Origin of the sequence: Paenibacillus sp. FSL K6-2524, from assembly GCF_038005525.1 — a bacterium.
Lineage (GTDB): Bacteria > Bacillota > Bacilli > Paenibacillales > Paenibacillaceae > Fontibacillus > Fontibacillus anaericanus.
Window position 1 is genome coordinate 3,538,939 of record NZ_JBBOSP010000001.1, and the last position, 21,184, is coordinate 3,560,122.

Genomic DNA, 21,184 nt, shown 5'->3' on the forward strand with positions numbered 1-21,184 from the left:
GGGCTGGTCCTTCACAGGATTAGCCCTTTCGCATACCGTTATTTGATTCTTAAATTAATGTCACCGTGAATCCGGGACGGGTAATCGGAGATCGTGAGCTTTAACGGACTTTGATAGTCTGCTTTCTTGATATACTGGTACACATTTCCGTCGGAAGTACCTCCACTTCCGTTCGAATCGTATAATTGTCCCGTCGCATCACTGTAACTGTTCTCGAATAAGCTGTACGTTCGATTCTCATCAAGTGGATCGTCATTCTTTAGATGGAAGGTAAGCGTGTTATGTCCGTCTTTCTGAGTGATGCCGGCTTGATCAAATGTGAGCCGATCATCTGGCTGAGAGAGCAGTTCCTTACGATCGAGATCAACTAGTACCTCAAGCTTGCTCTTATCGAGAGCACGGATACTATTAGCTCGTAAATATAGCTGGTTTGGTTGTCGGAAATAGTTACTCTGGAAATAGAGTACCTGTCTATTCTCATCAATTAACGTAGCGGATATGCCGTTATTGATCGTACCAAACGTTTCGCCTTGCTCATCTTCAATCCGAATATCATCAAAGGCAAATAGCTCCTTCGTGTTGGATGGGTCGTAAGTTACCTCTAGCCCGATCCGAGTCGGGTAGACGGTCATTGTCCCAAAAGTTATGCACTGTCCTTCAATGCTCACCGTTTCATTGATATCATACGTTTCCTTCAATCCCTCAAATTTGCTCTTATCAACAGGGATTACATACTTCCAGACTGGACCATTCCCCGCTGTCTCTCTATCCTTGCCGACCTTAAGTTCCAGATCCAGGGTGTCAGGGATATCTGCTCCTTCATGTATATTAAAGTCGATCGTTCCTTGTTTGCTCTCCCAATCTTCATTGAAATACGACGAACCGAATGCGACAGATGTTTCTTCGTTATTCATCAATTTCACTTCTTGCAGATTTACGGCCTGCTTTCGCCCGTCCATGTTGTACAAAGTGTAGAATACGATAACCCGAGATTCATCGGCTAGAAATCCATCTACCGTGAGTTTGATACCGTCATGCTCATCCGATAGGCCAACCGGCTGCATATAATTATTTTCCAAGGCGAGTGTGAGACCCTTATCGGAATTGATAAGCTGAACAAGCGACCGGAGTCCGGGTATGTCACCGACATAAGCCGCCACAACGGGAGAGAAACGGACCGAAGCTACAGATGCCAGAACCAGTAGGCACGCACTGAAGGTAGTAATTCGCGCCATCATCCGCCGTCTTTTGCGTTTCCTACCGAGCGACATGCCGTTAGCTACCGCCAGCTTCACTTCGGATGGGATGGTAATCTCATCCACATGCCCTTTCATCGCCGTAAGTTCTGGCCACTCCTGCTCGTTATCTTCGTGATTCTCATGCATAAGGTTCACCGTCCTTCTCCAGTCGTTTGCGTAGTCCACCAAGGGCTTTATGTAACCAAGTTTTAATTGTTCCTTCCGGTTTCTCCAGTGTTCTTGCAATCTCCGTAATGGTCAGATCGTGATAATATTTCAGTTGAATGACTTTCTGATAGTTGGCATCCAACTGTTCAACCGCCGATTCGAGTAGCATTTTCTCAAGCAGTGCAGTTTCACCGCTTCCCAAATGGGGCTCTATGGAGGTAGATGAGGGCTGTCGTCCTCCCTGTCTACGCTCCCGCTTCTTGAGTTCATCGGCACAGTAATTCATCAGAATACGAATCAGCCAACTCCCGAAATAATTAGGCTCTTTCAATTTACGTATCTGCATATACGCACGACATGTTACTTCCTGTACAGCTTCCAGCGCATCGGTCTCATTCTTCAGATAAGTATAGGCGATCCGATACAGTTTCTCCTCATATTGAGTAATGAGGCTGTAGAAAGCAGCATCATCGCCACGTTTAGCTGCAAGTGCCAGCAAATCGTTATTCATGTATTTCCTCTCCTGCCGCTATGCTTCTATATTATTAGACTCGGCAGACCGCCAAACGGTTTTCCTAAATTATGAAATGTTAGGGTTGGCTACTTAACTCGACTCTAATTTTAAGTAACAGCACCGTCATATCCTCGTTAATCATTTGGGTTATTTGATCGTTATCTTGGTAGTCATAAGGTCGAAATGATTCTTTAAATTGGCGGTAAACCCCTAAGACTAGCGTTTCTCCAGATTCTAGAGCAACTTCTTCTTTTCCAATGGCATAATCCCAAAGGCTTCCCCGTACACCCTCTTGATTTAAGACATTCTCTATTTCATGTGGTGGAATTGAGGCATCCGAACTGTATAAGAAAAATAAAGGTTTTTCTGCATTTGTATTAATGATTCCAAAGCCCATAGGCCCCTCGACACTCGGAGCAGGATTATTGCCATATGAAAGTTCTTCTACGTGGAAAGGATCCATCTTCTCTCCATTCTTATAGCTCTCGACCCAAATCTTCACCCAAGATTTATCAGCTTGCGGCAATTTCAAGTGATAATCGTATAGAACACCGAGGTTTAAATCTTTGAAGGTCTTTTCGTATTGTGAATTTTCTTTTGCCGAGATGTAAGCGATCTTCTCATTACCACTAGGTTCATCTGCCTTGCTACAACCGATAACCATCAGAAATGTAAACATAATAACCATTAATAACGTGATGAAGCGATATCTTTTCAATATGAAGCCCCCTCTAATACAACTTTACCTCATTATTCCATTTCCTGCACAATCATCTTTCCACTGGGCCGCCCGTTTACATAAAAAAGGACTACCGGTTATCCGACAGCCTAGGGTAGTGAACTTCCAATTTAGAATGGGTTTTCCCCTTTGATAAAAGGAATACACACAACATAAACTGACACCAAAAAAAGAATCCTAAAGCTATTTGATGTTATTAACTTTTTACTGACGTGTTTATATTTTTGACTGAATAGTCCAAGGATTATTGTATTAAGGAAGTAAAGAAGGTATGAAAATCCAAACCCATGTACAAACCTCATCTTCAGTAGGTTCTTCAAATTTCGAATTAAAGTGATCTTGCATTTCTTCATTGATGTGATATGCTTTCGAATCCCCGTTTTGACTGAATTTGATACCTTTATTATACGAAAAAGAGGCCTCTTTCGCACGAATAGATTGCGAAAAGAATGCCTCTAGACAAAGCCACACTTGTAAAAGGGTACAAAACCAAAACTAGCGCTTGACCAACAATCGAAGTTGATTGCAAGTCGATGTAACGGAACTCAGCAATCTAATTTACGGTTTATTCCACTATTCTGGATTCTAACGGAACCAGCAGACGTTATTTCACCTTATTCATGCATTAAAGCATCATTTGGAATAAATAAAATCTCTCAATTCCGTTAGAAATTTTTTTGAGCTTCAAAACTCAGAATAAGGGCTGCTAGTTCCCTTAGATTGATGTCTGTATACATCAGCCGGTGATTATGGGGTTGATCCTGTAAAAGACAAGGAAATGTTCGAAGTAACGAAGGTAACGGAATTGTCCTGGAGAAGCACAAGCGTCCGTAAGGATAATCCGTTATCGTAGCGTTATCCCACACAAAAGTGTATTGGCTATTTTAGAGCCCCCTTGCTGCCAAGGAGGCTTATTTTTTATGAAGTTATCTTACAGGGTTACCAATCGTACCAGGATATTCATACACTAGTGGTTCATCAAATGTAGCATAATCCAGATTGATCATAAGCAGAATCGTTCTTACTCCAGTTTTCGGATCACTAATGATGATATGGTCGCGGCCAGCTGCCTCCAGTACACCTTTGAAAATTTTAGCATTCCACTGGGAGTTATTCTCGTAAGTCATATAAAAGGTTCCAACTTTGCCTAAGTTCAGGCGTAAAATATTCTCAATATAAGATTGCTCAAAAACAGGTAATTGTACCGGAGTCACTTGACCAGAAGGTGTCATAGGGCTTCCGCTTGGAACTTGCGGTGGCATAGTGGTCATCTGACCCATTTGGCCCATATGACCCATATGACCCATTTGCCCCCCTTGATTCATTTGTCCACCTTGATTCATGTACGGGTTGTTTCCAATTCTGTACTGCACCGGGCTGTATTGTTGATTAAACATTCATTATTCCTCCTCGATTTTACATGTTTATTGTTAAAATAAAATAATTAATAAACTGCGGGACAATCACCTTGCGTAGGGGCAAAGAAGCAATGAGCTTTAAATCGTCCGGTATTCTGCTGGTTATACCAGGTAGCCGGGCAATCTCCTTCTGGTCTAAAGAACCAGAGTGAATTGCTAGCTGGATGTGATCGTTCTCCATTAATGACTCGCTGGGCTAGCCGAATGTCAGAATCACGGGCAGCTTGGTAGAAATAACCCTTTTGAGTAGCTTCAAATCCTCCTGGACTTTGAAACACCATATCCGGGATACTTCTGATATTTCTGAAATCAAGGCAATTGCCCAGAATTCGATTGACACCAACATTCCCGACCATTAACATCCCTAACTCGCCTTCCCCTTCCGCCTCAGCACGCATCAGTCGAGCTAACATTTTGACCTGCTCGGAATTCGCTTTTATAACAGCCAAGAAGAGTTCCTCCTTCATTCTTATCTCAACGCTCTATTCTATGTGCGTATGCCTATATCGGTGACTGTACTGAATGCGGTTACAATATTGAACATTTTGTGTCTGTTTCTATGGACGCGCTTACATGAATAGCATATACTGATAGTGAATCCATGCTTTGGGCCAGGATCACACCCAGAGCCACACTGTTGCGAGGAGCGCTTTAGGCTGCGCTTCACAATACTATTGGGAGGTACGACGTATGAAGATTGCAATTATTGGTGGTGGCCTTGCTGGTTTGACAGCTGCTGCATATTTATCCGACAACTTTGGAACGGAAGGCACAGTGTTTGAACGAAGTCCGCAGCTAGGCGGCCGTGCATTTACGTACCAGAAATCGGGGTTCACGCTCAATTATGGAGCCCATGCGGTTTATGGAATTGACAGACATACGCTACAGCATATGGAGCAGGAGTTGAAACTTCAATTCCAGAGCAAACAGGTAGACAAGCGTAAAGTGGTGTATGCAAAGCATGGACATCTGACCCCCGCCCCTCTTGATTTTGTTAACATCTTGAAGACCAATGTATTAAAACCTTTTGAGAAAGTAAGATTTGTAGCAGAAATTGCCGCCGTTGTTGCTAACATTCATCAATTGAAAAATTATAAAACACTTGGTGAATACTTAGATCACTCCCATGCCTCTGCGGATGTTAAGGAATTATGGGAGCATTTAGTCAGCTCTAACTTCTTCATTGCACCCAAAGATGCCAGAAAGGTATCTGGTGAGGTGATCGCCGAGTATTACCACAACCTCTTTCTCTCGCATAAACCGGTAAATTATATTCTCGGAAGTTGGGCTACAATTACGGATCAGCTTATTGAAAAGATCAACCATAATGAGCACTGGGATATCGCATTGAAAGAAGGAGTCGAATCCATAACACAGGAGAATGGCAAGTACTTACTTAATACGAAGACACGTCAAGGACTAGTATTTGATCAGGTCATTTTCGCAATGCCTTCTCAACAGGTTATTAAGTTGCTTGAAGGTTCATCGTGGTTACCGTTCTTAGAGCCGTACAGAAACAATACCTCAACTGAGGTGCTGGTGTACGATGTCGGTTTCTCTAAAGTAGTCTCCCGACCTTTTCACTACATTAGTGATATGGATAACAAAATATTCATCAGCGATGTGTCAGCAACGGATCACACCGTAGCTCCACCAACCGGTCAACTTCTGCAAGGTATCGCCTATTTAAACGATGATTGTATGGATGATGAACAAAGGAAAGAGTACCTGGAAGGTAAAACACAGAAGATGGAAGCACTATTCGATCAATACTATCCGGATTGGCGTGAATTTGTGGAAGTCAAACGGGTATCTAAAAAAGCGATGGTGTCTAGCGTAAAGAATATACACGAGAATAGGCTTGTACCCAGCCAAATTGCTGAGGTCCCTTTTCTCTTCTGTGGTGATGGCTGCGAAGGCAAAGGCGAATTAGCGGAGCGGGCATTCTCCAGTGGACGTAACGTTGCAGGACTTCTATTGAAGGAACTTGCAGACATCAAGTCAGTGGCTTACTAAACGGACGGACTCATTCTTATTCATTCATACTCGAACATATACGAAAGAGCTGCCCTGTGAAGAGGACAGCTCTTTATTTTAATATAAATTGCATCGTGCTATAAAGATCTACGATATTCTCGGTAATCCAGTTGTTCCGGTCTATAGATTCTTCCTTGTCTATCAAACCCAAGATAACGACTGCCCTTGAATGTCAGTTGTCCCTCGTCTCCTTCTGCACTCTGTCCAAACTCCTGACCACTTACGGTAAACTCCAAACGATCACCACTATCCACTTCAAATGTGAGGTAGTATTTACTATCTGTGCGGTTCACTGATGTTTCTGTACTGTAGCGATGGGTTACTTCCGTTCGTTTGCCCACGATTATTGAATGAACGGCTAGCTCCGGTTGTCTGTTATTTGACAGATAACGCTTCATACCACTTGCTACTGAAACGGAAATTATCGCCAATATGACAACAATAAAGATGGGTAAAGCCATATTCATAACTCCGAACATTTCGCCCCACGACTGCATTCTACTCCCCCCTATTTCCGTGATCATTTGGTAACCTCAAACAAGCCTTACTTCCTTCTTCTTATGTATATGCCGTCCAATTAGAAACTTGTTATTCCACAGAGGAGTAAAATATGCTAACCTTGTCCTTTTTTTGCCGTGACGTAAGGATTATGAAGTTCGAAGCGAAAATTCCACTCAGACGCAAATAAATAACCTTCGGTTTCTGAGGACAGAACCGAAGGTTATGGAGAAGGTATAAAGGATATTGAATTAAGCATAATAGAATTGAAGCAATTGTTGAGTTTCTTCTGCGCCATCCGCTTTTTCTTCGTAAAGTCCATTCTCTGTCCAACAAGCTTTGCAAATTTCTTCAGTTGTACATAAATGAGCATCTTCACAAGTGTAGCAGAATTGGAGTAAGTTACGGGTAATAGTCTCTTGGTTTGTTGTTTTCATCTCAATCACTCCTAAGTTTATTTGGAGCCTAGCTCCTATTGTAGTAATGCCTTTGTCACTCTTATTGTTTACAAGTTAAATATATCACATACTTTTATTCATGCACGTGATAAATTTCACAATATGATGAACATCACTAAATTTATTTAAAATTTTCGAGTTATGTATTCACTATAGTCAAAATAAAGCGGAATCAGCGACGTATGCTTAAAGCACACGCCAGCTGACCCCGCCATTTTGGGTTTGTAATAAAAGCGACCTTTTTTGATCCGTTTTTGCTACGAGCAGCCAACCCACGTTAGAAGAGATAAACCGTAGTTTGACGACTTCAGGATAATCCTGCAAAGTTTTCTTCAACCTAGGACTCTCTGGTAAGGGAGTCCAATTATTTCCCTGATCGATGGTACGATATACAACATCGCCCTGAATGGTCCATCCCTCTTTACTATTTAAGAAGGTGGGTTCCGAATATTCATTCAAGTCCGTTTGCCAGGACAACTTAAATGGTACCAACTGCCAAGACTGTCCGGCATCCTCTGTAAAATATCCGTTGAACTTCGTGCCATCATCTCTACTGCAACCAATGGGAATCCAACCGGTACTCCGATCATTTACAAAAGGAGTGGTCTCTCCGACGGTAAATTGTTTACATGTTTGATATTTAGCAGGATTAAAAAAGGAAGTGTTCTCTTTCCAATCCATCCCACCATCCTCTGTAACGTAAAGCGCTGGAAGACCTGATTTCATTGTACTAATATAACCATTCTTTTGATCCGTAAAAATCATCGATACAAAATTCGCTGACTTCGGTAAAACCTGATCCACTTTCTTGGTAGTCGGCAGTGCCTGATTACTCATAATACTGCTCCAGGTCGCCCCTCCATCTTCAGACAAGTATAATGTCTTCCCCTGGTTGTCTATGGCCTTATTGTCCACAGTAAGAATCCAACCATGTTCTATATCGTTGAAATACATTGCTGCTACTTCGTCAGAATCACGTAAGGAAGACAATTTCCACGTCCCACCACCATCACGGGTACGAAGTATCATCGCTTCACTTGCTCCAATAGAATTACGAACAATCCAGCCATTCATAGAATCCTTGAAAAATATCTCTTTACCATACTCCGGATTACTAGGAAATTGAACAGCCGTTGCTGGAGAGATGTTCGTCCACGTTTCTCCATTATCCTTTGTTAGGTACAACCTGAGCTCACCTGAAGTAGTACCCCAGGCCAATCCTGTAGTATCACTTAGTAATTGAAAATCGGTCAGTCGGGTCTGTATTTGGTATTTTTCCCCATTCGATACAGGTTGAGTTCTTACTGCATTGTTAGAGGTAGAATCCGGATTAATTACGGTTATGGTTTGACCTAATTCGGTAGCTTCCACAGGAACCGAGGACGCAACCTCGGGCTCTTTAGAGTTACACCCCGTCACAAGCAAGCAGCATATCGTAAGAACTGTAGCGGATATTTTATAACACCATTTCAAGTATGAACTACCTCACTTTCAAAATCTTGTTGCTCTTCTACTCTACTATTTTGCTAGTCCTCTATTAAAAATTATACCATAGTAGAGTAGAGTAGAGTCATCACAGTCGCTCGTCTTTTGCAAAGTTTACAGAGAAATGTTGATCCGGTTTATATACTGCGAAGGAATAACCCTTCTTACTTAAATACTCAATAATATCCGGTAGAACGGTAACGGTTTGTAACTTCTCATGCATAAGTATGACTTCAACATCGCGATGTACCTGACGTTTAATTTCACTCATGATCTTCTCTGGATGATGCGGATAATTCCAGTCTTTCGAATCCACGGTCCAGTCCCACATTTTAAAGTTAGCGGCAGCTATATCTCCTCTAAATTTCTTTCCAATAGCAGGCTGACTACCATATGGTGCACGAATCAAATGAGGTGCCATTCCAGTTATCTCTTTGATGAGTCCCTGTTCCTTGGTAAATTCTTTAATAAAATTCGCAGAACTTCCGCTATCGTATAATTTCTTCTTGCTATGACTCATACTATGTAGACCTACATAATTTCCAGCTTCATGGGCATTCTTAACATGTGCCTCATTACCTGAGAGGTTACTTCCTATCATGAAAAAAGTAGCATGAATACCATTTTGATTCAAAATATCAACAATCTCATCGGTGTATTTACTTGGTCCATCGTCAAATGTAAGATATACGACCTTTTGTTTCTTAGTTTCTTTCTTGGAGTCTTCATTCTCTTGTACAACTGCTTCATTAGGTTGTTGGGGTGAAGAATCGGGTAAAAGCACACCATTATCGCTAGTCACGTTATTCTCAACGTGAGTTAATAGTTTAGAGATACGAGGATCTGTCCCCAAATTAGATTGGATTACCTCTGATGTCTGCTCGCTTTGTCCAGCAAATTTGGGTGCTACAACGGTTGTTGTGTTTGGATCTTCTTTACCGACGGTTTTGATGACTATAATGGTCATAATGAATGAAATGACAGTCAAAGCTAATGCGGTCATAATAATCCGCTTTAGGATTAAGTCAGATCGTTTGTTTTTGGTGCTCTGCTGTTGTTCTCTCTGAATTCTGCTTGTGTAAGACATATCTGATTTCACCGCTGTCCTTTCAATTGTGATACTTCTAGGATAATACAAAGTTAGTCATTCGTCCTTACAGAATAGTTACATCTGTGGTTACAATGTTCTCATAAAACTAACAAAAAGACATCATATTTTTATAGATTATGTTCTATTTGGATGAATTTACTATTAAAATAGTGAATCATATACTCTACTGATAGGAACCCCTTTCATTGTCTCATAGATTTGCGTTTCAGGTCAGCTATAATCGAGTAATGATATAGAAAGAGAATAAGTGAAATCAATAAAAATCAAGTATCCAAAATTTTCTTTAATTCTTCGTTGATTCATGTACAATAAAGATGAATACATTGGGTATACTCTTTAAATGATATAGAGTAAATCCAATTATTGAGAATTAATAATAAGGAGATGAATGAATGAAAACTCAATTACGCTCCAGCAGAGTCGTTATTATTGGGACAGGTGCTGTAGGAACAACTACAGCTTATACTTTGCTGCTTCGTGAGCGTGTGTCTGAATTAGTATTGATCGACGCTAATAAGGAAAAAGCGCTAGGTGAAGCACTTGATATGAACCATGGGCTCCCATTCACAGGTGGTGTTAAACTTTGGGCTGGAGATTACAGCGATTGTGCTGATGCAGACATTATCGTGATTGCAGCCGGTGCATCACAACGCCCAGGCGAGACAAGAATTGATCTCCTAAAACGAAATTCCGTTATTTTTGACAGCATCGTTAAGAGCATCATTAAATATAACGATCATGCAATTATTCTGGTTGCCACCAACCCGGTAGATATTTTATCTTATGTAACACTGAAAAAAAGCGGATTCCCTTCCAATCGAGTTATTGGTTCCGGTACGCTACTTGATAGCGCCAGATTCCGTTATCTAATCGGACAGAACAAGGAAATCAATCCACGCAGTATTCACGCTCATATAATTGGTGAGCACGGCGATTCAGAGTTACCACTCTGGAGTTTGGCAAATGTAGCTGGTATCAAACTAGAGTTCTCGGAACAAGATCGAGAACAAATCTTCAACAGCACGAAGAATGCTGCCTATGAAATCATTAATGCCAAGGGGGCAACTTCATATGCGATTGCACTAGCACTAGATCGCATTGTTACCTCGATTCTTCAGGACGATGGTTCCGTATTGAACGTATCTACCCTACTTAATAACTATAATGGTGTCTCTGACGTATACCTCGGGGTTCCAAGCATTATCGATGGTACTGGTGTGCGCCAAGTCCTTGATCTGGAGCTAAGTGATCAGGAACTGCTTCAATTCCAACAATCAGCTAGCAAGCTTAAATCGGAAATCGAAAAATTGGAGCTTTAATGTAACATAAAACAACCTTTCGGCGATTAGCCGGAAGGTTGTTTCCTTTTTACAAAACCGCCATATGGATCCATCAATCAGAATGCTTAATGGGTATTCCTGTGGATTACTGTTTAAGCTTAAAACTAGTTTTGATTGTATTAATATAGTCATGCATGTTCTTATATTCTTCACTTAACTTCACATCGTTAAGGTCGTATTGTACATCTGTAGGTGTCGTTAAGGTAAAGACCTGATCTCCTTTTTCACCAATCTTGAACAAAGGAACCATCTCCGCTGTTGTTTTCCCATCCGCATTCCATTTGGCTTTAGGCCATACTTGGATCGTAAACACTACTCCACCAAACTCATGGTTTGCTTTGTCAATAAAGTCAATATTCTCTTTCCCTGAATCTTTGAAAAGGGTGCTCTTCACCTCATATTTCCCTTCCCAACTTTTAGGAAGATCAAGAGTGAACTTGTATTTCGAATTTTCGTAGGCGATATTCGGTGTTTCATCAATCACTTGATCATTTATGGCACTAATATGTAGGTTAACCGCTGAATAAGTCCTGAAATCTCCTGATCCCACTGCAACGAATGTTTGACTGTCAACCCCGAATTCCTTCCCACTAATGGCGACTTCACCAATTTTTTCACTGTTATCATTATAAAATGATAAGTTCGCTTTAATCACATTTTTTGAATTTCCGACGCCCTGCATTTCCAGTTGTCCCGTAACTTTTGTGTTCTTCCCCGCCTTTGTTAATATTAAATTGCCAATTGAGATTTCTTTGTAATCAGGATCTGTAATATTCAAAGCTGCATTTTTGACAAAAATCTTTTGCAAATCCGCATCGTAGTCAATGGTTGCTCCTAAATTTACAGCTACATAACGAATGGGTACATAGACATGACCATCTACGTTCAGAACCTTGTAATCCTTACTCATCACCATTTGTGTCCCATTGATTTCAAAACTTGCTGGAAATAATAAAGCTTGGATAGAATCAGAAGCGACAGCGACAGATGTACCTGCAAACAATAACCCACAACACAGTCCCATAATAAACTTTTTCAGAAGAACACCTCCTATTATTAGATATTAACGATTGAAACTTCTCATTAGTTATTTCACTCGTGCAATCACTCGTGCAATAGAAGAATCGGCTCTGATATACAGCGGCAATGCAATGATTTCAAATGACTTTGCGTTCAATAGTTGGTCAACATTGGCTAAGTTCTCTATAATGAGAATCTCATTTTGAAATAGATGCTTATGGACCTCAAAAGGATATTTGTCTGGTGAAGGAGTGTCCAGTCCAATCATTTTTACTTGCTTCCTTACTAATAGCTCAGCAAATGCTAGTGTCAACACAGGGTAATCTGTAAAATAACTTGATTGACCATTGAATCGGCTATGTCCCGTATACAAAACCACAATATGTTTGGGTTGAATTAAGTTTTCGTACTCTTCCTTGTAATCTATTGAAGTCTCTTTGGATACATCTAGTAAACAACCTTCTGCTATAAAGGTATCCAAAGGGTATTCGTTAAGATACTTTTTTGAGTGGGTAAGATGCATAGGTCCATCGATATGAGTTCCTGCATGCATGTTGATAGACAATTGGTGATTGTTGTAATAATCCTGCTCTATATGTTTGGATTGCACTAACACTGTCTCTTCATCCCCTGGATATACAGGCATTCCATCTTGAATCATGTAAGAAAGATCAATGAGCATGTTGTTCCTTCCTTTCGAGTTCACCCCAAATTTCCCACCTCATTGTACAACAAATTCTCATCTATAAATATTAGTATAAATACAAATACCCCTGATTTTTCTTATAGCTTAGAAAAATCAGGGGTACTCGGCTTATTTTGATCTTCCATATAGAATTCTTCAGGAATGCTCCCGAACTTCCTTTTATGATATAAGAGCGGTTCTTTGTTATCGGCTTGAATATCAACGATTTCACCGATCAGAATCGTGTGGTCCCCGGCTTCTATCGTTTTAAAGGTTTTACATTGCATGACTCCAGCCGCTCCTGTAATGATCGGAAGATTGTGTTCGGAGAAGCTCCATTCACAATTTTTAAAGCGATCAACATCTTTACTGGCAAATAAGGAGCAAATATCCCCCTGGTCACCAGAAAGTACATGTACGGCGAATTTATCAGTCTTGATAAACGTTGGATAAGTGGATACTCTTTTGTCTATGGACCATAAGATAAGTAGAGGATCTAAGGATACGGAAGCAAATGAATTGACTGTCAGTCCTAAAGGTACTCCATGTTCATCAACTGTAGTAACAACGGTTACTCCAGTAGGGTAATTGCCCATAACTTGTTTGAAACTTTGTACATTTTCACTGTTATCCATCTTCTTCTAAGTACCACCCTTCGCTCTCCCTATTGCCCTTTTGGACCTAACCCAAAATTACACGCATTTATAAGGCCTCACCCCAAAATCAGTGCTTGCGCATTCAGACATCAATCTAAAGGAAGTAGCAGCCCTTATTTTGAGTTTTGAGGGTCAAAAAAAATTCTAACGGAACTGAAATACCTTATTTCTAACAAATAGCGCTCTATTGCATGAATATGATGAAATAACGTCTGCTGGTTCCGTTACAATCCAGAACAGTGGAATAAACCGCAAATAAGGTCGCTGAGAACCGTTACAGCCATTTACCATGAACTTCGATTGACGATCAAGCGCTAAACTTGGTTTTGATCCATTTAGAATTATTATAATATAGATTCATTGTACTATCGAGTTATTTATATATTCAAGTAACTCGATAGTACACCAGAGTATGATTTTAAACCCGATTATTAATCAATTACGATATTCCCTTTACGCTCTTGAACTTTGCGGCTTACTAGCCGGTTTATTGCATCGAGATACGCCTTAGCGCTAGCCTCTACAATATCCGTACTTACGCCCCTGCCTGATGCGGTAAGTTCGCCCTGCTTCAAGACGACATGAACTTCTCCTTGCGCATCTGTTCCTTGAGTAACGGAGTGAATCGTATAGTCTTCAAGCTCCGCTTGAATCCCTGTTGCTTTCTCAAGAGCCTGGTAGACAGCATCCACTTGACCATTTCCTACACCAGATTCATTTACAATATCTCCAGCTTGCTTCACGATGCGTACTGTGGCTGTTGACTGCGATTGACTACCGAAAGAAACCTCAAGGTTATCTAGTGTAAATTGTCTTGGCGCTTCAGCGATATTCTCATCCATAAGTGCACGAATATCCTCTGCCAGTACGTTCTTCTTACGGTCAGCCAGATTCTTGAATTTAGCAAAAGCAATGTTCAACTGCTCCTCGTCCAGCGTATAACCAAGATCAACTAATTTCTCCTTGAAGGCATGACGTCCGGAATGCTTACCAAGAACCAATTTACTGGAGCTAGCACCAATCGTCTCCGGAGTAATAATTTCATAAGTACCGCGGTGTTTGAGCATCCCGTCCTGGTGAATACCTGATTCATGGGCAAAAGCATTGGCACCCACAATCGCTTTGTTCCCCGGCACACTCATACCCGTTAGTTTACTGACCATCCGGCTGGTACGATACAGCTCACTTAAATTCATCGTTGTTTTCGCCCCGTAAAAGTCAGTTCTTGTCTCCAGTGCAAGTGCAACTTCTTCAATACAAGTGTTGCCTGCCCGTTCCCCAATACCATTGATCGTCCCTTCAAATTGATCCACACCATTTGCAATTGCCGCTAGCGTATTGGCAGTCGCCATGCCGAGATCGTCATGACAATGCGTACTTAACTGGATTTTCTCAATGCCAGGTACCGTCTCTTTGATCGTCTTGAACATACGTCCGAACTCATCCGGTGTGGCAAAACCCACTGTATCGGGTAGGTTGACTACCGTTGCACCCGCCCGAATCGCCATCGCTGTTACTTCGCATAGAAAATCAATCTCGGTCCGACTGGCATCTTCTGCGGAGAATTCCACCTTATCAAAAAACTTGCGTCCGTAACGAATCGCTGCTTCAGCCGTTTCCAACACTTTCGCTTTGTCCATACGCAGCTTATGTTCGCGGTGAATCGGTGAAGTCGCAAGAACAACATGCAAACACGGGTCAGCTGCAAATTTTAACGCTTCTACTACAGCGTCGATATCTTTGGTATGACAACGAGCTAAGCTGAGCAATGTGGCATCTTTAATACGCTTAGAAACCGCTCTTATACTTTCAATTTCGCCTGGTGATGTGGCCGCAAATCCGGCTTCAATTCGATCAATACCCAGACGCTCTAATTGAAGTGCGATCTCGATCTTCTCTTCCATCGTCAAGCTTACACCTGGGGATTGTTCTCCATCACGTAGCGTTGTGTCAAATACATAAATTTTTCTCATCATCATGACCACCTTTTCATTTTTTGAGTATCAAAAAAACCTCTCTCGCTCCTGCGCACGCAAAAATCTCGCGTTGCAGGGGCGAAAGAGGTTAACTTCCGCGGTACCACCCATGTTCACCGTCTATTTCACAATAAACGGCCTCAAGGGAATTCGGAGGATCACTCCGAGTTCCAGCACGATAACGGGTGCCACCGATGCTCCTTAGAGAGTTATTCTCTTTCAGGAGCATAGCTCCAAGGTGAGTTGGCTTGGGGATTAAGTCGGCGATTTCAGCTTGTTCGCCGCTCTCTGAACATAAGAGCCCTTATTGCCTGATCCTTGTCATTGCTATGTATATGATGATTTTAGAAATCAAAAAACCCCTCTCATCCCGCATGCCAAATGGACATACTATAGGGACGAAAGGGGTTAACTTCCGTGGTACCACCCAAGTTCACCACACATTCAACGGAATGTGTAGCCTCAAGCAAATGAGGAAAATTATATTTCCTGATCCGCGCACCATAACGGGTGCTAACCGGTTGACCTTACACCTGATAACAGGTTCGGGATAACAGCTCCAAGGTGAGATGGCTTGGGGATTAAGTCGGTGATTTCAGCTTGTTCACCGCTCTCTGAACATAAGAGCCCTTTGTGCCTGATCCTCTTCACAGCCTTTGTTCTTAAAACTTGTAGTTATTATATGTCGTTACTCCAAACTTAGTCAACAATGTTTCGAAAAAAAATATTAATCGCCTGTCATATCGTAGATAATTAACGCTATTTAACCATTCTGCTGAATTAACGAATTAATAAGGTATGCCATCACCTTCGGTGTATTCTTGAGGAATCTTCTTTTCCAGAATCCGCTTAGCTACTACTTCAAACGGCTCGGGCTGCAGCAGCTCTACGGGAGAGAAGGCTTTGTCGAATGTAAATGAATCTCCCTCCAAAATAACCGCATACCGTCCGTCTAACTTAGCAATATGTATGAGCTCTCCAAAATCTGCAAGACGTCCCTTGACCATGGTGTCACCAATTCTAAATTTCAACTCGATCTCAGGTTTGATCTCTACAATTCGTTCTGCAGCTTCTACTACTTGAGCTGGCTCCCATTTATCTTGAATATCTCTCTTCTCGCTTGCTGCCCAAATCTCCAGTTCTTTCTCCACTTGTTGGCGTTCTGTCTCATTCTCATCGGGCCACTTGGTCTCAACATAAGTTTGGACAAACTCCATTACGTGTTCGTTCACGATTTCGGGTATGGACAATTCATAGGTTACAAATTTAAGAAAGTCCTCAAAATATCTAGCATGCGAGGATTGGTGTATTTTCAGTTCCCACTCATCAACCATCCCCTCTTCCTCCATATAGGGATATTGAATAGATTTCATACTGCGCGCACTGATCGCCATCTCTACTTGACTAATCAGACTTTGCTCATCCGAAATCCGTGCAATTTTTTGCTCAAAATCACATTTTAGGACAAAGATAAAAGGATCTTCTGAGACATTCGTAAGAACGGCTTGCACAATAATGAGTGCTCCCCCACGGACTGAACTCGTATCCAGATAACTACGTACTAAGTCATCACATGCATTCTTGTAATCTTCTTTATCTTCCGCACCACGTAGTCGAGCGAACATATTAAAGTTGGGATTACTATCGAGCTCATAACCGGGTTCCACAATGAACCGGCCAATTTTGGTAGGTGCTTGTTCGGCTGAAGGGATCTTCTCTACCTTGCGTTTAGCGATCCGGTTGAATTCACCGTCCAAGAACACTTTGATCTCACTATCTAGGTACTCGTATGCGTCCAGAGTCTGATAGTGTTTGTAGTTTTTTATGGTTTGACTTTCTTTACCTTCCACATTTATAACGAAAAAAGATAAATGCTTTATGCTAAATTTCATTCGTTGATTACTCCTTTTGCGAAGAATCTCAATTTTGAATAAGGACAATCTATTATAGCACGCCCCATAATCCTCCAGTAAGCGAACGATCGACAGTATTCTTCAAAAAGGGCTTTATTTTTTACTGGTTGTTGTGGTTAATTTTCTTTTTTACAGGAGGGAAATGAAATAAGGGGATCGATAGTTTGAAAATGAGCGTATGATCTGAGTGCATTTTTTGATCTTTCTATTGTGAATTTTTCATATGATGCAATTTTCATGTATACACTTGGTTTTTGGTTGATTTTGTTTGGTTTTTAAAAAATAGTGCTTGTTCGCTCTTTAATCTAACCCCTGCTTATACCTTGGGGCGGGCTTGTTTATGGTACAATGAGATCATCATCTTGTCCCGTTGGAGGTACTGCAAAATGAACATACAAAAAGTAATTGACCGCAAAATGCTGGATGAGAAAGTAGTACATATGCCTTGGTTTGTTCAGCAGTTTATTGACTATAAGCTACCTGATCTATCCCCCTCTACTCTGCTAGAGTATATAAGAGATTATGAACAATTCTTTCTCTGGCTTCGTGCCGAAGGTTTATCAACCGCAGAATCAAACGCTCAAATCACCTTAACTGATCTAGAAACGCTGCGTATGGAGAGCATTGTCGGCTACCGTTTACACTTAACTACACGGACTGAAGGAACGAATGCTAGGATTACCGTCTCCCGTAAAATGTCATCGCTTCGCTCTATGTTTCATTATTTAAGCCAAATTGCGGAGGATGAAGACTTCTACCCTTTGCTCAAGCGTAATATTATGGCCAAAGTGGAGATCAAACGGATTCATAAACCGAAGGATACAGCTGCCAAGCTAAAGGGGAAAATATTAGAGGAAGACGAACTACTGGAGTTCATCGGATACATATCGCATGGATATGGTGAAGACGTTAAGAACAATAAGCAAGCCCTGTATGCGTATGAACTCAATAAAGAACGAGATGCCAGCATAGCAAGCTTGATCCTAAATTCAGGATTGCGTGTCTCTGAGGTGGTTAATCTCAATTTACGAGATATCGATCTGACAAACAAATTGATGTATGTATACCGCAAAGGTAATAACGATGAGACTTTTAAAGCTCCTGTATATTTTCGCGAACAGTCCTTAGATGATTTAACACAATATTTAGCCTTAAGAGAGTCTCGTTATCAAACACCAAAGAAAGAAAAAGCGCTGTTTATCGCTGTTCCGAACGGACAGAAGGAAGGTAAACGAATGACAAAAAGAGCTATACAGGCCATGATCATCAAGTACGCCAAACGATTTGGCAAACCTTATCTGACCGTGCATAAGCTCCGGCATTCTTTTGCAACTGATTACTACTTACAAAATGATATCTACAAGACCAAAGAACAACTTGGTCACGCCTCGACTGAGACAACTGAAGTGTATGCACATCTTACCGACAAAACGATGTCACAAGCGATCGAACGCCGTGCGGAAACCGAATCCTAGCTTTTTGGGACTCGGTTTTTTTTCAAACTCAACTTGGTAGTTTAATTACCTTGACCATCTCACCGGCCTCAATGCTCTCATTCGAAGGTGGAATGACAATTAGGACATTACTATCTTTGATCGTAATCATCACGTTAGATTCGTCTAGTTGAGCTGGGTATACAAGCACGCGACCATCCACAATCTCCTGCCGTCCCCGTACATAGCGGGTGAACTTGTTTGTTTTACTATAAGTCGTTCCTAATTCTGCTCTATATTCAGGTAAGAAGGGATTCGTAACACCCAGCATCCGACCAATTGCAGGACGAGCAAACAACTCAAAACCAACAAAACAAGCTCCCGGATTTCCTGACAAAGCGAATAGTAACTTACCGTTCTTTACAGCTGCAGTGGTTACACTCCCTGGTCTCATGGTGACTTTGTTAAAGAGCTTTTCAACATCTTTTTCAGTGACTAAATCGGCCATAATATCATAATCACCAACCGACACTCCACCGGTCGTGATGACTACATCATATAGCGTTAACGCTTCCTCCACACGCTGCTTAGCAATGGTCAGATCATCAGAAATCATTTTGAGAATATGTGGCTCCCCACCAGCTTCTCTAACTTGGTTAGCCAACATAAAGGTGTTGCTATTGCGGATTCTACCATCCTGCAGCGGTTCATCAATGCCAAGTAATTCTGAACCTGTTGAGATAATAGCCACACGTGGCTTCTTGATCACAGGAACCTTATGTATACCAAAGGTAGCTAGCACGGATAATTCACCAGTTCCGAGCTTCCGCCCTTTTTTTAGTATGATCTCCCCTTCTGCCAGCTCTTGGCCAACTGGTGTAATATTCTGGTCGGGTTTAATCTCGCGTTTAAGCTGAATATACCTTCTACCACGGTTTTCATTGGGTTCTGTCATTTCAAACATGATAACGGCATCTGCTTCATCGGGAACTTTGGCTCCTGTCATGATTCGCGACACCGTACCGGAGACAAGTTTAATTGAAGGAAGCGATCCACAAGGAATCTCATCTACTACTTCTAGATAGATTGGCTTGTCTGTAGAGCAGCCCTTAGTATCATTACTCAAAATCGCATACCCATCCATGCTGGATCTCCGGAAGTGAGGATATGGATGTGGAGCGATCACATCTTCCGCCAGGATGCGACCCCCAGACTCTGCTAGAGCGATCCATTCCGTATCTCCCAAATGCATATGAGGCATTATCAAATTTTGGGCATCAGAGACCAAAACAGCCTTACGCTTGAATTTATCGATAGTTAAACCCTCATGATGCAAGTAAAATCCCCTCCAATATTTCCTATCAAACTAGCAACTAAGATTCATTGTATATCGCGTTTTTGAGATAATGCAACCAAAAAACATACCTTTACGGGGCTACCTATTAAAATTTCTTTCCTAAAGCTTAACCAATCTGGGTGTTTGCACATATGTTAATTCAAATAACTAAGAAAACTATTTGGGGGTCATTAAATGTATTGGGTAAACCCGTATTGGAGAAATTCCATGTTTCAACCTGTTTGGGCAACTTCGACTCAACAAGCACTGGATTTAATAAAAGAAGCCGTACAAGGAGAACGAAATGACGAGTTGTTCTATGATGAACTTATTAAATTAGCACCAAATTCGGAGCAAGCGTCCATCATTACTTCAATTCGTGACGATGAACGAGGTCATAATTATATGTTCCGATGTATGTATAAAGAGCTTACCGACCAAGATATTAGCGGAATTAGCAATGAACAATACCAGCGTGTAGAGTCATATCTCACAGGATTACAGCGAGCTCTACAAGGTGAATTGGCCGCAGTTGAGAAATATCGAAAAATATGGTTTGGTTTGCCAGTCGGGATATATAAAGATACTGTATTTGGGATTATTTTAGACGAGTTAAAACATGCGAGTAAGTACAATTATTTGTTTACTTTGAATCAAAATAATGGTAAATCCTAAAAAATAAAAATCCGGATTTCCTTAGTAAATGGAAAATCCGGATTTTGATATGAACACATCGATTAGCTTACTGTTGCTTGAGAAATCCCTCTAATAAAGAATCCGTTTTGGCGACAATAGATTTAATTTCCGCTTGACTAAGATCATCATAATGAATGCCCATGACGACAGTTACTGTTCTGTTCAACTCACCTGCAACGCGCTGTGCGATATCTCCGCTGAGCGTGTGCTCCTTATGACCAGGAACAGCAGATGTTTGGACTTCGGTTCCCTGGTCGGTCCAATAAGCGGTGGATGCAGCACCAATATGAACTTCTCCACCGGTTATAATCAGCAATAGGTCTCGCCCCATGGGTATGGCTTGCAGCTGCAAATCGTCAAATGTCATTTGGATGCTCCTTGTATTATGAAATTTGAAACAGTCCGCTGCGCGTGTCGTTTGATCCTTCGATCGCTGTTGCAGCCAGATTATTCGATTAACTAA

The 21,184-nt window shown here is 41.4% G+C and carries 20 protein-coding genes; 4 read left to right on the forward strand and 16 right to left on the reverse strand.

All coding sequences use genetic code 11. The features are described 5' to 3' along the window. Positions 1-38: 38 nt before the first annotated feature. From NST85_RS16235 to NST85_RS16255, 5 genes are all read right to left on the reverse strand, one after another. A complete protein-coding gene (locus tag NST85_RS16235) occupies positions 39-1,385 on the reverse strand; it encodes a DUF4179 domain-containing protein (protein WP_127190451.1) in 1,347 nt (448 codons plus the stop codon). After that, on the reverse strand, positions 1,378-1,917 hold the full coding sequence (locus tag NST85_RS16240; RefSeq protein WP_127190452.1) for a sigma-70 family RNA polymerase sigma factor: 540 nt from the start codon (positions 1,915-1,917) through the stop codon (positions 1,378-1,380). Before NST85_RS16240 ends, NST85_RS16235 begins: the two co-directional genes overlap by 8 nt. Before the next feature lie 79 nt (positions 1,918-1,996). After that, entirely contained in the window at positions 1,997-2,638 is a 642-nt protein-coding gene (locus tag NST85_RS16245) for a hypothetical protein (RefSeq protein ID WP_127190453.1), read from the reverse strand. A gap of 947 nt (positions 2,639-3,585) precedes the next feature. Beyond that, positions 3,586-4,056 carry a spore coat protein GerQ gene (gerQ, locus tag NST85_RS16250; RefSeq protein WP_127190454.1) on the reverse strand — a complete coding sequence of 157 codons (471 nt, stop codon included), beginning with the start codon at positions 4,054-4,056 and terminating at the stop codon, positions 3,586-3,588. A gap of 47 nt (positions 4,057-4,103) precedes the next feature. After that, positions 4,104-4,526: a cell wall hydrolase gene (locus tag NST85_RS16255; protein ID WP_127190455.1), complete on the reverse strand. Its 423-nt coding sequence runs from the start codon at positions 4,524-4,526 to the stop codon at positions 4,104-4,106. Positions 4,527-4,767: 241 nt separating this feature from the next. Here NST85_RS16255 and NST85_RS16260 point away from each other — a divergent pair, with 241 nt between their 5' ends. Further along, the gene (locus tag NST85_RS16260; RefSeq protein WP_341189803.1) at positions 4,768-6,093 is read left to right on the forward strand and encodes an FAD-dependent oxidoreductase; all 1,326 of its coding nucleotides are present in this window, start codon (positions 4,768-4,770) and stop codon (positions 6,091-6,093) included. A gap of 98 nt (positions 6,094-6,191) precedes the next feature. On the opposite strand, the gene NST85_RS16265 is transcribed toward NST85_RS16260, so the two are convergent. The 4 genes from NST85_RS16265 to NST85_RS16280 form a co-directional block, all read right to left on the reverse strand. Next, entirely contained in the window at positions 6,192-6,611 is a 420-nt protein-coding gene (locus tag NST85_RS16265; protein ID WP_127190457.1) for a DUF2500 domain-containing protein, read from the reverse strand. 252 nt (positions 6,612-6,863) lie between these two features. After that, positions 6,864-7,049, reverse strand: coding sequence for a hypothetical protein (locus NST85_RS16270; protein WP_127190458.1), 186 nt, complete (start codon positions 7,047-7,049; stop codon positions 6,864-6,866). A gap of 207 nt (positions 7,050-7,256) precedes the next feature. Continuing rightward, positions 7,257-8,543, reverse strand: a complete 1,287-nt coding sequence (locus tag NST85_RS16275; RefSeq protein WP_127190459.1) for a WD40/YVTN/BNR-like repeat-containing protein — start codon at positions 8,541-8,543, stop codon at positions 7,257-7,259. A gap of 100 nt (positions 8,544-8,643) precedes the next feature. Further along, complete coding sequence (locus NST85_RS16280) at positions 8,644-9,642, reverse strand: polysaccharide deacetylase family protein (RefSeq protein WP_127190460.1); 999 nt, start codon at positions 9,640-9,642, stop codon at positions 8,644-8,646. Between the two features lie 416 nt (positions 9,643-10,058). On the opposite strand from NST85_RS16280, the gene NST85_RS16285 reads away from it, so the two are divergent. Next, on the forward strand, positions 10,059-10,985 hold the full coding sequence (locus NST85_RS16285) for an L-lactate dehydrogenase (RefSeq protein WP_127190461.1): 927 nt from the start codon (positions 10,059-10,061) through the stop codon (positions 10,983-10,985). A 106-nt stretch (positions 10,986-11,091) separates the two neighbouring features. On the opposite strand, the gene NST85_RS16290 is transcribed toward NST85_RS16285, so the two are convergent. The 5 genes from NST85_RS16290 to NST85_RS16310 form a co-directional block, all read right to left on the reverse strand. Next, positions 11,092-12,030: a stalk domain-containing protein gene (locus NST85_RS16290; RefSeq protein ID WP_127190462.1), complete on the reverse strand. Its 939-nt coding sequence runs from the start codon at positions 12,028-12,030 to the stop codon at positions 11,092-11,094. Positions 12,031-12,093: 63 nt separating this feature from the next. Next, positions 12,094-12,708: a cyclase family protein gene (locus NST85_RS16295; RefSeq protein WP_127190463.1), complete on the reverse strand. Its 615-nt coding sequence runs from the start codon at positions 12,706-12,708 to the stop codon at positions 12,094-12,096. A 101-nt stretch (positions 12,709-12,809) separates the two neighbouring features. Next, positions 12,810-13,346, reverse strand: coding sequence for a flavin reductase family protein (locus NST85_RS16300; protein WP_341189804.1), 537 nt, complete (start codon positions 13,344-13,346; stop codon positions 12,810-12,812). Between the two features lie 452 nt (positions 13,347-13,798). Further along, positions 13,799-15,340 (reverse strand): 2-isopropylmalate synthase, encoded by a 1,542-nt coding sequence (locus tag NST85_RS16305; RefSeq protein WP_341191122.1) that lies wholly within the window; start codon positions 15,338-15,340, stop codon positions 13,799-13,801. A gap of 791 nt (positions 15,341-16,131) precedes the next feature. Continuing rightward, complete coding sequence (locus NST85_RS16310) at positions 16,132-17,235, reverse strand: DUF3900 domain-containing protein (protein WP_341189805.1); 1,104 nt, start codon at positions 17,233-17,235, stop codon at positions 16,132-16,134. Positions 17,236-17,642: 407 nt separating this feature from the next. On the opposite strand from NST85_RS16310, the gene xerS reads away from it, so the two are divergent. Continuing rightward, positions 17,643-18,731, forward strand: a complete 1,089-nt coding sequence (gene xerS, locus NST85_RS16315) for a tyrosine recombinase XerS (RefSeq protein ID WP_127190465.1) — start codon at positions 17,643-17,645, stop codon at positions 18,729-18,731. Between the two features lie 28 nt (positions 18,732-18,759). Here the strand turns inward: xerS and NST85_RS16320 are convergent, their stop codons facing one another. Next, on the reverse strand, positions 18,760-20,025 hold the full coding sequence (locus tag NST85_RS16320; protein ID WP_341189806.1) for a molybdopterin molybdotransferase MoeA: 1,266 nt from the start codon (positions 20,023-20,025) through the stop codon (positions 18,760-18,762). A gap of 195 nt (positions 20,026-20,220) precedes the next feature. Here NST85_RS16320 and NST85_RS16325 point away from each other — a divergent pair, with 195 nt between their 5' ends. Further along, positions 20,221-20,700, forward strand: coding sequence for a ferritin-like domain-containing protein (locus NST85_RS16325; RefSeq protein ID WP_341189807.1), 480 nt, complete (start codon positions 20,221-20,223; stop codon positions 20,698-20,700). A gap of 67 nt (positions 20,701-20,767) precedes the next feature. Here the strand turns inward: NST85_RS16325 and lpdD are convergent, their stop codons facing one another. Next, positions 20,768-21,088: a prenylated flavin chaperone LpdD gene (gene lpdD, locus NST85_RS16330; protein WP_341189808.1), complete on the reverse strand. Its 321-nt coding sequence runs from the start codon at positions 21,086-21,088 to the stop codon at positions 20,768-20,770. Positions 21,089-21,184: the final 96 nt, after the last annotated feature.

Excerpts from the sequence above, each read along its gene's own strand:
- NST85_RS16260 (WP_341189803.1), top strand. The coding sequence starts at position 4,768 with ATGAAGATTGCAATTATTGGTGGTGGCCTTGCTGGTTTGACAGCTGCT.
- NST85_RS16310 (WP_341189805.1), bottom strand. The coding sequence starts at position 17,235 with ATGAAATTTAGCATAAAGCATTTATCTTTTTTCGTTATAAATGTGGAA.
- NST85_RS16265 (WP_127190457.1), bottom strand. The coding sequence starts at position 6,611 with ATGCAGTCGTGGGGCGAAATGTTCGGAGTTATGAATATGGCTTTACCC.
- NST85_RS16270 (WP_127190458.1), bottom strand. The coding sequence starts at position 7,049 with ATGAAAACAACAAACCAAGAGACTATTACCCGTAACTTACTCCAATTC.
- NST85_RS16325 (WP_341189807.1), top strand. The coding sequence starts at position 20,221 with ATGTATTGGGTAAACCCGTATTGGAGAAATTCCATGTTTCAACCTGTT.
- NST85_RS16290 (WP_127190462.1), bottom strand. The coding sequence starts at position 12,030 with ATGGGACTGTGTTGTGGGTTATTGTTTGCAGGTACATCTGTCGCTGTC.
- gerQ (WP_127190454.1), bottom strand. The coding sequence starts at position 4,056 with ATGTTTAATCAACAATACAGCCCGGTGCAGTACAGAATTGGAAACAAC.
- xerS (WP_127190465.1), top strand. The coding sequence starts at position 17,643 with ATGAACATACAAAAAGTAATTGACCGCAAAATGCTGGATGAGAAAGTA.
- NST85_RS16300 (WP_341189804.1), bottom strand. The coding sequence starts at position 13,346 with ATGGATAACAGTGAAAATGTACAAAGTTTCAAACAAGTTATGGGCAAT.
- NST85_RS16285 (WP_127190461.1), top strand. The coding sequence starts at position 10,059 with ATGAAAACTCAATTACGCTCCAGCAGAGTCGTTATTATTGGGACAGGT.
- NST85_RS16235 (WP_127190451.1), bottom strand. The coding sequence starts at position 1,385 with ATGCATGAGAATCACGAAGATAACGAGCAGGAGTGGCCAGAACTTACG.
- lpdD (WP_341189808.1), bottom strand. The coding sequence starts at position 21,088 with ATGACATTTGACGATTTGCAGCTGCAAGCCATACCCATGGGGCGAGAC.
- NST85_RS16295 (WP_127190463.1), bottom strand. The coding sequence starts at position 12,708 with ATGCTCATTGATCTTTCTTACATGATTCAAGATGGAATGCCTGTATAT.
- NST85_RS16280 (WP_127190460.1), bottom strand. The coding sequence starts at position 9,642 with ATGTCTTACACAAGCAGAATTCAGAGAGAACAACAGCAGAGCACCAAA.
- NST85_RS16240 (WP_127190452.1), bottom strand. The coding sequence starts at position 1,917 with ATGAATAACGATTTGCTGGCACTTGCAGCTAAACGTGGCGATGATGCT.
- NST85_RS16305 (WP_341191122.1), bottom strand. The coding sequence starts at position 15,340 with ATGAGAAAAATTTATGTATTTGACACAACGCTACGTGATGGAGAACAA.